We start from the raw sequence: 12,792 nt of genomic DNA on the forward strand, positions 1-12,792 counted from the left end.
ATGTACAAGCAGGCCATGGTTATCGGCAAGTTCTACCCGCCCCACGCGGGCCACCACCACCTGATCACCACCGCTGCAGCGCAAGCCGAAAGGGTCGCCGTCCTGGTCCTTGGCAACCGATTCGAGTCCATCAGCGTTGAGGATCGACGCGCATGGCTCGCCGAGGAATTTCAGGAGGTCAAAGGTGTGGAGATCATCGGGATGCCCAACGACTGCCCGGATGATTACCACTCGGACGAAATTTGGAAAGCCCAGGCCGAGCTGATGCGTCTGGCCCTGAAGTCCCACGGCATATCCTCAGTGGACGCACTGTTCAGCTCAGAAGAATACGGTGCCCGGCTGGCTGGGATTTTTGACGCGGAGCACGTCTTGGTAGACCTCTCCCGGAGCGCCTACCCGGTCAGCGGCACCCTGTGCCGTGAGGATCTTGGGGCCGCCTGGTCCTGGATCATCCCTCCCGCCCGTCAGGACATGGCAACGCGGATCATTGTGGTTGGTGCCGAATCCACGGGGACCACCACGCTGGCAAAGGCACTTACCGGGCATTACCGCCAGCAATTCCCCCGGCTCTTGGACGTCCCCGAATTCGGCCGTGAATACACGTACCTGAAGTTTGATGAGCTCCGTGCCCGGACGCCTGGTGCCGGACTCCAGGACATGGTGTGGACAGCCCAGGACTTCGGTGTGGTTGGTGCCCGGCAGACCGTCTTGGAGAATGCGGCAGCCGACGCCTGTCCTTTGGTGATTGCAGATACCGATGCCCTGGCCACCACGCTCTGGGAGCGGTTCTACCTGGGCGAAGGCAGCTTCGGTTCCTACCACGCTGCTGACGTTCTGCCCCGTCGGGACCTCTACCTGATCACCGATCACGAGGGCGTGGAGTTCGAAGACGATGGATGGCGTGAAGGCGAACACCGACGCGCAGAAATGACTGAGTGGTTTAAGGAAACCCTGACTGAGGAGGGACACTCATGGATCCTGGTCACCGGCGACCACGATCGGCGCATGAAGACCGCCGTCGAAATCATTGACCTGGTCCTTGCCCAGCGGAGCAGTCTTGCTTCCCCGCCGTGGGCTGCCAGGACCGTTCTGGAAGGTGCAGCAGCGTGACCTCCCAAGCCAAGTCCGCCAGGAACTTCCTGGAAAACTACAACCCCGGCGACTATCCCTCCATAGCCCTGACCGTGGACCTGGTGGTGTTTGCAGTCACGGACGGCGTGCTGAAGGTGGCCTTGGTCCGCAGGGGCGAACACCCTTTCAAGGACGCACTGGCCCTCCCGGGAGGCTTTGTTGGCCCGGAGGAGTCAGCCGGCCAGGCAGCCGGGCGTGAACTCGCTGAAGAGACCGGGCTGGACCTGGGAAGACTGGCGGTTCACGTCGAGCAGTTGGCCACCTACACTAACCCGGATCGGGATCCGCGGATGCGGGTTGTCTCGGTAGCCCACGTTGCCCTTCTGGCATCCGACGGGATTTCGCTGCCAAAGATCGCCGCCGGATCCGATGCTGCCTCCAGCGGCTGGTGCGGGGTCCATGACATTCTGCGCAGCAAAGAGTTGGCCTTCGATCACGCCACGATCCTGGCCGACGGGCTGGAGCGACTGGCCGGGAAAATGGAATACACCACCGTTGCCGCCCGCCTTCTGCCTGAAGAATTCACCATGACGCAGCTTCGCACCGTTTACGACGCCGTGTGGGAAACGACCCTGCCCGCCGGGAACTTCACCCGAAAAATGATGCCGCAACTCAATGACACCGGCCGGAAAAGCCGGGGAGCCGCCGGCGGTGCTCCCGCTGCGCTGTTCACCGCAACTGACCGCCATATCCATCCGCCACTCTCCAAGCCGCAAGCCCCGGGCTCCCCGGCAGCGGTTGCCTCCTGAAACCGCGGGCTTAGGCTGTATCTGTGAACCAGCCGTCATCTGCGAATCAACCACTGCCGTCCTCGAATAAACCACTGCCGTCCTCGAATAGACCACTGGATGAGGGCCCCTTCTTTCACGGAACAAAGGCCGATCTTCGCGAAGGCGATCTCCTGAGTGCGGGTTTCCGGTCCAACTATCGTCCTGAGGTGGTCATGAACCACATCTATTTCACGGCACTTCGGGACGGCGCCGGTCTGGCCGCGGAACTGGCCGCCGGCGACGGCGAGCCACGCGTTTACGCCGTGGAGCCGACAGGGGACTTCGAGAACGACCCCAACGTGACTGACAAGAAGTTCCCCGGCAATCCCACCCGCTCATACCGCAGCAGCGCCCCGCTCAGGGTCATTGGTGAAGTCACCGACTGGACACGGCTGACGCCAGGGGAACTGCAGGCGTGGAAGGAACGGTTGGCCGCACTCCAAGCGGATGAACGCGGCGAAATCATCAACTGAGCCGGGCTGCCTACTTGGCGTTTGCCTTGCCCCGCCTGACCCGGCGGACAACCAGCCACGCTATGAAGCCGGCAATCCCGGCGTAGACGGCGTAGTTGAGGAAGCGCGAGTACTGGTCCACCAAGTGGTATTGCTTGCCCAGCAACGCGCCCAATCCAATGAGCAGCCCGTTCCATACTCCGGTTCCGGCGATGGTGAAGATGCTGAAGGTCACCAGGTTCATGCGTTCGGCGCCGGCCGGGAGGGAGATGAGGCTGCGCACCCCGGGCAACAGCCTTCCGAAGAAGATGGCGGACTTGCCGTGGCGCTCGAACCAACCGGCTGCCCTCTCGAAATCTTCCCGGTCAACCAGTGGAAGCTTCGACAGCAAGTGGATGGACCGCTTCATCCCCACTTTGTAGCCCAGCCAATACAACAGCAGAGCCCCTGCGTAAGCGCCAAGGGTGCTGGTGAGGAACACCAACAGCAGGTTGATGCTGCCTTGCTGGGTGAGGAAGCCGGCCAAAGGGAGGATGACTTCGCTGGGAATCGGGGGAAACACCGTCTCAAGAAACGTCAGCAAGCCCACTCCCCATTCGCCGAGGGCCTCGATGACCTTGGCGGCAACGCCCACTATTCCGGTCAGCTGATCAGCGGAACCACCCGTTTCCAAAGAGCCGAACAAAGCGATGTCCTTCCATGAGCTGACAGTTCCACAAGGGAAGCCCAGTGATGGGGGACCACTGGGCTTCCACCCACAACGCTATTCCTCCACGCGGCTGCGGGCAATGCGCAGGGGGTACGACTTCGATCCTTCGTGGATCAAGCGCGCCGTTGTGCGGGTGAATGCACGGCTACGGACGCACGCTCAACCGGCGGGCAGGCGATCTTTACGGCTGATTCAAGTGGAGCCGCATCCAGGCCCAGGAGCATGCGTACGCCGGCTGCGCCCAGTTCGTAATGAGGCAGGGACACTGTGGAGAGCGGCGGACGCAGGTGGGCAGCAATGACTTCCTGGTTATCGAAACCCACCACGGCCATGTCCTCCGGAATGGACAGCCCGTTTTCCCGCAGGCCATCGTAAAGTCCCATAGCCATGCGGTCGTTATAGCAATACACCGCGCTCACCCCGAGGGTGAGCAGCCTTTCCGTGGCGCCGTAGCCGCCCTCCTGATCCGGGTAGGCTTCAAACACCAACGCCGGATCAAAGCCAATTCCGGCGGCACTGAGCGCGTCCTTGTACCCCTGGAGCCGGCCATCCCTGGCAGGTGAGGGGGTAGTGGCGTTGATGAACGCGATACGACGGTGGCCACCGCGGAGCAGGATCCCGGCGGCCGATTGGCCGCCCTGTGTCTCGTCCGGGACCACGGCGCGGGCCGTTCCGGATTCCGGGGAAAAACAGTTGACCAGGACGAAGTCAGATTCCCGAAGCGTTGCCGGAATCTCCGTAGGACGGTGGAACCACGTGGAGTACAGGATGCCGCGTACTTTGTATTCGAGCATCATTGCTATTGCGTCTTTTTCAAGCTCCTGGTTGCCTTCAGTGTTCGCGATCAGGAGGGCGTAGCCATGTTTCCAGGCTTCGTCCTGGGCGCCGTGGATGATTTGGCCGGCGAACGGCGTAGTAGCTACGCCGTCGGCGACCAGTCCAATGAACTTGGACGTGCCGCTCACCAGTGTTTTGGCCATGGCATTGGGACGGTAACCCAACTGGGTGATCGCCTCGGTGACGCGTTGGCGCGTTTCGTCGGCGATCCGGGCGTTCTTCTTCTTGTTGATCACCAAGGACACCGTGGCAGTGGATACTCCGGCCAGTTCAGCCACTTCCCGGAGGGTCACCGGATGGGCACGGCCTGTTCTGGCAGGCATTGCGGGGGTGGCCGCGCTGCCCGACTCTCTCTCCTGCGAAATCATCTGTCCTCCATCAGGAGTATAACCGTCGGCCATTGAGGTCATCCCTTGTTCGCTCCGCTCTCAAGGCCTTGGATCATGGCCTTGTTGAGGACCAGGAAGACCAGCAGCAGAGGCGTGATGGTCACGCAGACAGCAGCGAAGGTGGCCGTCCAGTCGACCTTGCCCATGGCGCCGATGTAGTTCTGCAGGCCCAGGGGGATGGTTTTGAGTTCTTCGGAGAGCACAAAGGTATTTGCGAAGATGAAGTCGTTCCAGATGAAGATGCTGTTGACCAGCACTACCGTGACCACGGTGTTGAGCGACAGCGGCAGGGTGATCAGCCCGAAGATCCGGTAAGGTCCGGCACCATCGAGGGATGCTGCCTCATAGGTTTCGCGGGGAATGTACTCGAAGAAGGACGAGAAGAGGTAGATGGACATCGGCAGGGCGAAGCCGGCCAGCGGAATAATCATCGACTGGTAGGTGTCCAACAGGTTCACCGCGGAATAGTCGATGAACAGCGGGACCAGCGCGATCTGGACGGGAACAATGATGCCGACCAGGAACAAGCCCCGGACGAACTTGCTGAGGCGGAAGCCAAGGACCTGGATGGCGTAGGCGGCCATCATGCCGAACAGGACAATCAACACGTTGGCACCCATGGTGACGATGAAACTGTTCAGGATATTCCGTCCGAGGTCACCGGTTTCGAAAGCCCGGGCGTAGTTCTCCCAGGTCAGTGAGCTGGGAAGCGCGAAAGGATCTCCGGTGGCAAAGTCGTGTTCAGTCCGGAGGCTGGTCAAGAACAGCCAGGCAAGCGGATAGACCTGGACGATCACGATGAGCATGATCAGGACCCTCGAGAGTGTCCGGTAAAGGCTTGGCTTCCGCCGCCGCTTCTGAGGGACGGCAGCAGGACGTGCACGGGTGGGCCGGGCCGGGGCTGTCTGGGTGATCATTAATCTGCCTTCCGCTTGAGCATGAACAAGATGAGGCCGACGGCGACGAGGCACTCGATCACGATGAAGACGGAGATGGTGCTTGCGTAGCCGAAATCCGTGCTGGTGAAGGCTGTCTTGTACATGTAGGTGGTGAGGAGCTCGGACGACTGCCCGGGGCCGCCGTTGGTCATGAGGTACGGGATGTCGAAGCCCCGCAGGCCGTATGTGGTGGCCATGATGGTGGTGGTAATCCAGACGGGCCGAATGTAGGGGAAGCGGATCTTGGTGAACAGGGTCCACTTCGATGCGCCATCCAGGACCGCAGCTTCTTCGAGCTCCTTGGGCACGGCGATCAACGCCGCGTAGATGATGAGCATGTAGAGCCCGGTGAAGCGCCATCCTTCAGGGGCGGAGACTGCGGCCAGGACGGTGTTGACGTCGGACAACCAGGCCCGCTCCAAGGAACCCAGTCCCACCCAGTGCAGGAGCTGATTCAGCAGGCCGACGGGATCAATGGAGTAGATGCGGACAAAGAGGAACGCAATGGCGACCGTGGAGATCACAGCGGGCAGCAAATACAGGGTCTTGATCAGTTCACGTCCCCTGCTCAGGGATGTGAGCAGGCTGGCGACAACCAGGGCGCCGCCCAGTTGCAGGACCAGGCAGATGGCCAGGTAAAGCAGGGCATTGAAGAAGGAACGCCAGAAGACGTCATCTGCGGTGAGCATTCGGACGTAGTTGGCCAGCCCGACGAACTCCATGTCACTGATGCCATTCCAGGAGAAGAAGCTCAGGACCAGGGACTGAAGTATGGGAAAGAGGACTGCTGCGCAATAGAGCAGCAGGGGCGGGAGCAGGAAAACCAGTACTGAGGTCCTTGACCTGTTGGGAAGCATGGTGGGCCTTTCGGGCGGGGGCACTACAGGCCCCCGCCGTTTCGGTTTACTTGAAGAACTTGGGCGCGTTCTGCTTGATGGCGTCGTCCATGGTCTTGGTGAATTGTTCGGGCGTGACGTTGCCCTGGACCAGGAGGACCAGCTCTTGCTGCAAGCGGCCATTGGTGGTGGGGTCCAGCTGGGTGTCCCACGGCATGGCCTGCTTTTCGCCGAGGGTATTGGCCGTTTCGAGGGCCTTTTTGTACAGCGGCGTGGCGTTCGCGGGGACGGTGGTTTCCACGGTGGTGGTGGGGGAGAGCGCCCCGGTGGCAGCGTATTCAGCCGGGTACTTCTGCAACGCGAACTTCAGGAAGTCGCTGACCAGGGGATCGTACGTCTTTGAGTTCACTGCCATGCCGATGCCGGACGGGGAAACGAACTCGTTGGCCGCCGTCACGGAACCCGATGTTGTGGGAAGGGTGAAGAAGTCGATGTCGTCCCGGACGTCAGGGTTGAGTTTGTCTGTGGCGAGGCTGGGCAGTTCCCACGTGCCGATGTTGTACATCGCGGCTTGGCCGGAGGTGAACTGGTTCTGCGCGTCCGAGTAGCCCTGCGCGGAGAAGCCCTTTTGGAAGCACTCGGCCTTGCCGAGTTCGGACATCCATTGAACGGTCTTTTGGCCCGCAGGATCGCTGAACGCAGCTTCACCCTTCTTCAGTTTTTGGACAAAGTCGGGGCCGGCAGCCCGGAAGGGCTGGTACGCCACATAGCGTTCCAGCGGCCACTGGTCCTGCCCGTCGATGGCGATCGGAGTAATTCCGGCACTGCGCAGGGCGGTGCACATCGCTGGGATGTCGTCCAAGGACTGAGGAACGGCTACGCCGGCCTTTTGGAGCAGGGCTTTGTTGTACCAGATGAATTCGAGCTCGAACTGGAACGGGATCATGTAAAGGGACCCGTCATCGAACCGCTGGTAGTCCAGGGCCCCGGGCCGGTAGTCGTCATAGAGGTCCAGCGACTTCAGCAGCTTGTCGGCCTCCACCATCTTGCCCTGCTTGGCCAGCTGCTGGGCGAACGGAGTGGCATCGGTGTCAAACAGCTCGGGGAGCTTGTTGGCCGCTGCCAGGGTTTCGAGCTTCTGGATGTAGGAGGGGCGGTCCGGGGTGGTGATGAGGTTCAGTGCAAACCCCGGGTGGTCCTTGGCGTAGTCGTCGGCGAGCTTCTTCATGATGTTGATGACGGCGCCGTCGGCAGGCCTGGACAGGAGCCACGAGATTTCGCGGGGTTTGATCTCACCGGTGGGGCTGACATTGGCGGGGTCTGTAGCAGCTCCTCCGCCGCCGCAGGCTGTCAACGCCAGGGCAGCGACGGCTGCGACGGCGGCAGCACGGAGTAGTTTCTTCATTACGGCAATCTCCCTTGATTGGAACAGAGGTTGGGGTGGGTGCGGGATATTCAGTTGTCGGTACGTTGGCGTATTTCAAGTTCGGTGACAGCGACGGATCCTTCGCCGACGAAGACGCCGATCCGCCCGGTAGTGAGGTCGTAGATCCTCGCGCTGAGCGCCACTTGGCGGTCGACGACGGCGACGCAAGTGTCGCCGTCGACGATGACCTCAAGCGTGTGTACGCCGGGGGCGAGGTCGCAGGGTCGCTCAAGTTCGACGTCGAACGGGACATCGCCTGAGACGTGCCACTGTGCATCACCGGTGACCGCGCGCGGCCAGCGGTCGAAGACGAGCCGGCCCCGCTTGGGTTCCAAGCGGAGGACGTAGGAGTGGTCGCCGTCGTGGCTTGAGCGGAGCAGCAACCCGCACTCGGTGGTGTTCGGAGCGATGTCCAGCACCACCTTGGCGTAAAACTGTTCCGGCATCTCCTCGTCGGACACCATCGACGTGTACCCATCCGGCACATCGAACCGGGTGGGCACGGCACTTGTCAGGGAGACGGGGACGTCATCCCAGAAGCTCTCCACCAGTTCATCCGCGAAGCAGAATCCCAAGGTTCCGTCCGGGTTTTGGCGGGCTTCGAGCACAGACATGGTGCCGGCCCACTGCCATGGCCCATTGTCGGTGTTGCCTTCCTTGGTGGCGATCCAGCCAAAGAAGAAACGGCGGCCGTCGCGCTCAGCGGACTTTGAGGCGTAAAAGGCGCGGCCGTCGACGCTGTCCAAAGATGGCACAGTCCACGGGCCGTCGGGACTCTTGGCCATGCGGTAGCGGGTGGTGAACGATTCCGAGAACTCGGAGTACACCATGTACCACCAGTCACCCCAAGCGAAGACATCCGGGCATTCATGGGTGATGTACCGGCGTGGGGCCCAAAACGGGTCGGTGTGTTGCCAGGTCATCAGGTCAGTGGATACGCACTGGGCGATCACGCCGCGGCGGCGCTCCGGACCGGTGGAGTGCCTGGCTGCCAACAACATCCTCCACTGCTTCCTGGTGTCATCCCAGAACACGAAGGGATCCCGCCAGTCACCGGACTCGTAGCCGTCCGGAGCGCCGAATGTCAGTTCCGGGTGCTTTTGCCAAGTGCGCATGCCATCGGTGCTGGTGGCGTGCATGACCAACTGGAGCGGTACGCCGTCGGCCCCGCGGTTCCGGGGGTTTTGGCCGGTGTAGAAGAGGTGGTGGACGCCGGACCCGTCCGCAACGACGCTGCCGGTGTAGGCGTTGAAGTCCCGGTCGGTTTCGCTGCCGTGGTGCAGGGAGACACCATGGTTTTCAAACTGTGTGAGGTCTTTTGTGGTGACCAGGTTCCAGGATGTTCCCGGTTTCGGGTCCGAGCGGTCTTCGTGAAGGTAGAAGAGCCAGAACTCTCCGTCCTTCTCGTAGGGGATAAGGTCCCCAACCCATCCGTCGGCGGGTTGGAAGAAGACTGGGCGTTTCATCTGCGCTGATGTCCATTCTGCTAAAGCGTTTGATCACTCGTAAGCTAGCCGGAAATTCAGCAGCGATCAAGCGTTTTAGCAATTATTTATTTTGTCTGAACTTATGGTGCTAAAACGCTTGACCGGAAAACTGTCCGCCGCTAATGTCCTGCGTAGCCGATGACTCACCGGACCGCTCGATGCCGAGCCGTCCGGACCCGGCAATGAGTACCAATACAGCTCTCCACCTGACGTGCAGTACCAGGCTGCCCGGGACCTTTCCCGACGGTCTCACACACCCATCACCATGACGTTTGGCGTGTCGTCGCGCCCGCCGAACACTGAGAGGAAACGAATCGATGACGTATGACATCTCTCGCCGCACTGCCCTGCAAGGTGCAGGGGTTGGTGCCTTGGCACTTTTCATGAGCAATGCCATTCCCGTGGCCGCCCACGCCCAGACATCCCTCCGGGCGATCTACCACATGACCCCGCCCTCCGGCTGGCTATGTGATCCGCAGCGACCCGTACATACAAACGGCGCCTACCAGCTCTACTACCTCCACTCCGGCCAGAACAACGGACCGGGCGGATGGGACCACGCGACCACCGGCGACGGAGTGTCCTACACCCACCATGGAGTGGTGATGCCACTGCAGCCGGACTTCCCCGTGTGGTCGGGATCGGCAGTAGTGGACACCGCCAACACCGCCGGCTTCGGCGCCGGCGCAGTCATCGCGCTCGCCACCCAACCCACGGACGGAGTCCGGAAATTCCAGGAACAGTACCTTTACTGGTCCACGGATGGAGGCTACTCCTTCACCGCATTGCCTGACGCGGTCATTGTGAACACTGATGGACGGACGGCCACCACCCCCGCCGAGGTGGAGAACGCAGAATGGTTCCGCGACCCGAAAATTCACTGGGACGCGACGCGCAACGAGTGGGTCTGTGTCATCGGCAGGGCCCGCTACGCTGCCTTCTACACCTCTCCCAACCTGCGGGATTGGCAATGGAAGTCCAACTTCGACTACCCCAACCACGCCCTCGGCGGTATCGAATGCCCGGATCTGTTCGAAATGACCGCAGGAGACGGAACCCGGCACTGGGTGTTCGGGGCGAGCATGGACGCCTACAGCATCGGCCTGCCCATGACCTTTGCCTATTGGACAGGTTCATGGAACGGCACAGCATTCATCGCCGACAACCTCACACCACAGTGGCTTGACTGGGGATGGGACTGGTACGCCGCCGTGACTTGGCCGGCCGCCGAAGCACCTGAGACCAAGCGGCTTGCCACCGCGTGGATGAACAACTGGAAATATGCCGCCCGCAACGTGCCCACGGACGCGTCCGACGGCTACAACGGGCAAAATTCCATCACGCGCGAGCTCAGGCTCGAGCGCCAATCGGGCGGCTGGTATACCTTGCTCAGCACGCCCGTTCCGGCGCTTTCGAACTATGCCACCTCCAGCACCACCCTTCCGGACCGCACAGTCAACGGCAGTTTCGTACTTCCGTGGAGCGGCCGGGCGTATGAACTGGAACTCGATATTTCATGGGACACGGCAGCGAACGTGGGAGTCTCGGTGGGCCGCTCGTCCGATGGCAGCCGCCATACGAACATCGGCAAATACGGTGACGAGTTGTACGTCGATCGCGCATCCTCGGAGCAAAGCGGTTATGCGCTGGCACCCTACACCCGCGCCGCCGCGCCCATCGATGCGAACGCCAGATCCGTCCACCTGCGCATCTTTGTAGACACCCAAAGTGTTGAGGTGTTCGTAAATTCCGGGCACACGGTGGTTTCGCAGCAGGTGCACTTCGCGGCCGGGGACACGGGGATCTCCCTCTATGCGGACGGCGGTCCGGCCAAATTCACCGGCATCACCATCCACGAGTTCGGGAACCCCATCTAAGCCTGCGTCCCACGGCTGGAAAGAACGACGGCGACGCTGCAGCAGGCGGGTGCGTCGCCGTCGTTCTTCCGGGTCCGTTGGGCAGTTCGCATGTGACAAGCACCCGGGTGACCCACCTGATCCACCCTGTACAACGACAGGTCGCAGCCAACAAGGCGTTATCCACAGCCGACCAGGCAACGCACGACGCCGGGTCCCCGGCTCCGATAGGCTGGTCACCTCGGCTGATGCAAGTGGCCGCAGGAAACTCTATGCGGAGCCACCCTACGAATGTCTGATGACCTTGCCCTGAGCGCCCTCGCGGCGTCCGATTTCTCCCTCCCCGAATTGCGCGACGGCCAACTGGCTGGGATGAGCGCCCTCGTCCAAGGCCGCGATGTCCTCGCGGTCATGCCCACCGGTTACGGAAAGTCCGCTACCTATCAGGTCGCTGCCCGGTACCTTCACCACCAAACGGGACGGCCCGCCGTCGTGGTTTCTCCGCTTATTGCTTTGCAGGAAGACCAGTTGGACGGGCTCACCGAGGACCTTGGCCCCGGCGCCGCCGTGGCCATCAACTCCTCCCGCAGCGATTCGGAAGTGGAGGCGGCTTGGGCGGCGGCTGAATCCGGCCAGGCCACCTTCTTGTTCCTTGCCCCGGAGCAACTGGCCAAGCAGGTCACCGTGGACCGGATCGCGGCGCTGAACATCACCATGTTCGTGGTGGACGAGGCGCACTGTGTCTCCTCCTGGGGCCATGATTTCCGGCCCGACTACCTGGAACTGGGTACCGTCCGCGAACAGTTGGGCAACCCGCCGGTAGTGGCGCTGACTGCTACCGCCTCACCGCCGGTGCGCAACGAAATTCTGGAGCGGCTGGGCATGAAGGACCCGTTGGTCCTGATCCGCGGCTTTGACCGCCCCAATATCAGCCTCGATGTGGTCCGGCACCAGGAGGACAAGGGCAAGCGCAAAGCCGTGGTGGAGCAGGTTGCCGCCCTCGCCAAGGCCGGGGGAGTGGGCTTGCTGTACGTGGCAACCCGCAAGGACAGCGGGAAGTACGCGGCCAAGCTGGCAGAGGAAGGCCTGCGGGCCGACGCCTACCACGCGGGCCGGTCCGACACTGACCGCGAGAAGGTCCATGAGTCATTCCTGGATGACCAACTGGACGTTGTTGTTGCCACAACTGCCTTTGGCATGGGGATCGACAAGCCAAACGTCCGGTTCGTGGTCCACGCAGACATTCCGGATTCCCTGGATTCGTACTACCAGGAGATCGGCCGGGCCGGGCGTGACGGCGAGCCTGCCCAGGCGGTCCTGCATTATCGTGCCGAAGACCTGGGGCTTCGCAAGTTCTTCACTACACACTCCCCGGATCCTGAGGCGCTCACCGCGGTGCTCAAAGTCATCAGGAATGCAGGCGCACCGGCTCCGAAAACCGCCTTGGTTGAGCTCACGGGCTTTCCAGGGCGCCGGATCACTGCACTGGTGAACCAGTTGGAAGATGCCGGCGCCGTCACCACGGGGAAGCGCGGTGTCCGCCTTGCTTCCAAGGCCAAACTTTCCGCGCTGGTGCGCCGTGCTGTAGAACGTGCAGAGGCCCGGCAACGGGTGGAACAATCCCGGCTCACCATGATGCGGGGCTACGCGGAGACCGACGGCTGCCGCCGGCAATTCCTTCTGGGCTACTTTGGCGAGGACATGCCCGAGCCCTGCGGCAACTGCGATGCCTGCAAGGATTCCGCGGACAGGGTGAATCTCCAGGACGCAGCGGATGACACCGCGGCACCTGAACTGTTTCCGCTCCAATCCACTGTGGTCCATAAGGAATGGGGCCAAGGCCTGGTGATGCGGCACGAGGACGACGTCATGACTGTGCTCTTCGAGCAGGAGGGGTACAAGACCCTGTCCCGATCCGCCGTCGTCGAACATGAGCTGTTGAAGCCGGCCTAGATACCAGG

11 protein-coding genes are annotated in these 12,792 nt (G+C 61.8%); 5 read left to right on the forward strand and 6 right to left on the reverse strand.

Features of this window, described 5'->3' with window-relative positions:
• The 3 genes from LDN85_RS04770 (at position 1) to arr (ending at position 2,374) form a co-directional block, all read left to right on the forward strand.
• Positions 1 to 1,110 (forward strand): AAA family ATPase, encoded by a 1,110-nt coding sequence (locus LDN85_RS04770; RefSeq protein WP_026542585.1) that lies wholly within the window; start codon positions 1 to 3, stop codon positions 1,108 to 1,110.
• Positions 1,107 to 1,880 carry an NUDIX hydrolase gene (locus LDN85_RS04775; protein ID WP_223944745.1) on the forward strand — a complete coding sequence of 258 codons (774 nt, stop codon included), beginning with the start codon at positions 1,107 to 1,109 and terminating at the stop codon, positions 1,878 to 1,880. Before LDN85_RS04770 ends, LDN85_RS04775 begins: the two co-directional genes overlap by 4 nt.
• Before the next feature lie 74 nt (positions 1,881 to 1,954).
• On the forward strand, positions 1,955 to 2,374 hold the full coding sequence (gene arr / locus LDN85_RS04780) for an NAD(+)--rifampin ADP-ribosyltransferase (protein WP_035761178.1): 420 nt from the start codon (positions 1,955 to 1,957) through the stop codon (positions 2,372 to 2,374).
• A 10-nt stretch (positions 2,375 to 2,384) separates the two neighbouring features.
• Here the strand turns inward: arr and LDN85_RS04785 are convergent, their stop codons facing one another.
• The 6 genes from LDN85_RS04785 to LDN85_RS04810 all read right to left on the reverse strand — a co-directional run bounded on the left by LDN85_RS04785 (position 2,385) and on the right by LDN85_RS04810 (position 8,954).
• Positions 2,385 to 3,038 carry a DedA family protein gene (locus LDN85_RS04785; protein ID WP_026548234.1) on the reverse strand — a complete coding sequence of 218 codons (654 nt, stop codon included), beginning with the start codon at positions 3,036 to 3,038 and terminating at the stop codon, positions 2,385 to 2,387.
• A 137-nt stretch (positions 3,039 to 3,175) separates the two neighbouring features.
• A complete protein-coding gene (locus LDN85_RS04790; protein ID WP_223944746.1) occupies positions 3,176 to 4,267 on the reverse strand; it encodes a LacI family DNA-binding transcriptional regulator in 1,092 nt (363 codons plus the stop codon).
• Positions 4,268 to 4,305: 38 nt separating this feature from the next.
• Positions 4,306 to 5,205 (reverse strand): carbohydrate ABC transporter permease, encoded by a 900-nt coding sequence (locus LDN85_RS04795; RefSeq protein ID WP_026542580.1) that lies wholly within the window; start codon positions 5,203 to 5,205, stop codon positions 4,306 to 4,308.
• Positions 5,205 to 6,083 carry a sugar ABC transporter permease gene (locus LDN85_RS04800; RefSeq protein ID WP_026542579.1) on the reverse strand — a complete coding sequence of 293 codons (879 nt, stop codon included), beginning with the start codon at positions 6,081 to 6,083 and terminating at the stop codon, positions 5,205 to 5,207. Before LDN85_RS04800 ends, LDN85_RS04795 begins: the two co-directional genes overlap by 1 nt.
• Positions 6,084 to 6,129: 46 nt before the next feature.
• Positions 6,130 to 7,467, reverse strand: coding sequence for an extracellular solute-binding protein (locus LDN85_RS04805; RefSeq protein ID WP_223944747.1), 1,338 nt, complete (start codon positions 7,465 to 7,467; stop codon positions 6,130 to 6,132).
• A gap of 50 nt (positions 7,468 to 7,517) precedes the next feature.
• On the reverse strand, positions 7,518 to 8,954 hold the full coding sequence (locus tag LDN85_RS04810) for a family 43 glycosylhydrolase (RefSeq protein ID WP_223944748.1): 1,437 nt from the start codon (positions 8,952 to 8,954) through the stop codon (positions 7,518 to 7,520).
• A 338-nt stretch (positions 8,955 to 9,292) separates the two neighbouring features.
• Here LDN85_RS04810 and LDN85_RS04815 point away from each other — a divergent pair, with 338 nt between their 5' ends.
• On the forward strand, positions 9,293 to 10,852 hold the full coding sequence (locus LDN85_RS04815) for a glycoside hydrolase family 32 protein (RefSeq protein WP_223944749.1): 1,560 nt from the start codon (positions 9,293 to 9,295) through the stop codon (positions 10,850 to 10,852).
• A gap of 270 nt (positions 10,853 to 11,122) precedes the next feature.
• Complete coding sequence (locus LDN85_RS04820; RefSeq protein ID WP_223944750.1) at positions 11,123 to 12,784, forward strand: RecQ family ATP-dependent DNA helicase; 1,662 nt, start codon at positions 11,123 to 11,125, stop codon at positions 12,782 to 12,784.
• Positions 12,785 to 12,792 lie beyond the last annotated feature (8 nt).

The sequence above is a fragment of the Arthrobacter sp. StoSoilB20 genome (assembly GCF_019977295.1).
Classification (GTDB): Bacteria; Actinomycetota; Actinomycetes; order Actinomycetales; family Micrococcaceae; genus Arthrobacter; species Arthrobacter nicotinovorans_A.

Excerpts from the sequence above, each read along its gene's own strand:
- LDN85_RS04770 (WP_026542585.1), top strand. The coding sequence starts at position 1 with ATGTACAAGCAGGCCATGGTTATCGGCAAGTTCTACCCGCCCCACGCG.
- LDN85_RS04790 (WP_223944746.1), bottom strand. The coding sequence starts at position 4,267 with ATGATTTCGCAGGAGAGAGAGTCGGGCAGCGCGGCCACCCCCGCAATG.
- LDN85_RS04795 (WP_026542580.1), bottom strand. The coding sequence starts at position 5,205 with ATGATCACCCAGACAGCCCCGGCCCGGCCCACCCGTGCACGTCCTGCT.
- LDN85_RS04800 (WP_026542579.1), bottom strand. The coding sequence starts at position 6,083 with ATGCTTCCCAACAGGTCAAGGACCTCAGTACTGGTTTTCCTGCTCCCG.
- LDN85_RS04805 (WP_223944747.1), bottom strand. The coding sequence starts at position 7,467 with ATGAAGAAACTACTCCGTGCTGCCGCCGTCGCAGCCGTCGCTGCCCTG.
- LDN85_RS04810 (WP_223944748.1), bottom strand. The coding sequence starts at position 8,954 with ATGAAACGCCCAGTCTTCTTCCAACCCGCCGACGGATGGGTTGGGGAC.
- LDN85_RS04815 (WP_223944749.1), top strand. The coding sequence starts at position 9,293 with ATGACGTATGACATCTCTCGCCGCACTGCCCTGCAAGGTGCAGGGGTT.
- LDN85_RS04820 (WP_223944750.1), top strand. The coding sequence starts at position 11,123 with ATGTCTGATGACCTTGCCCTGAGCGCCCTCGCGGCGTCCGATTTCTCC.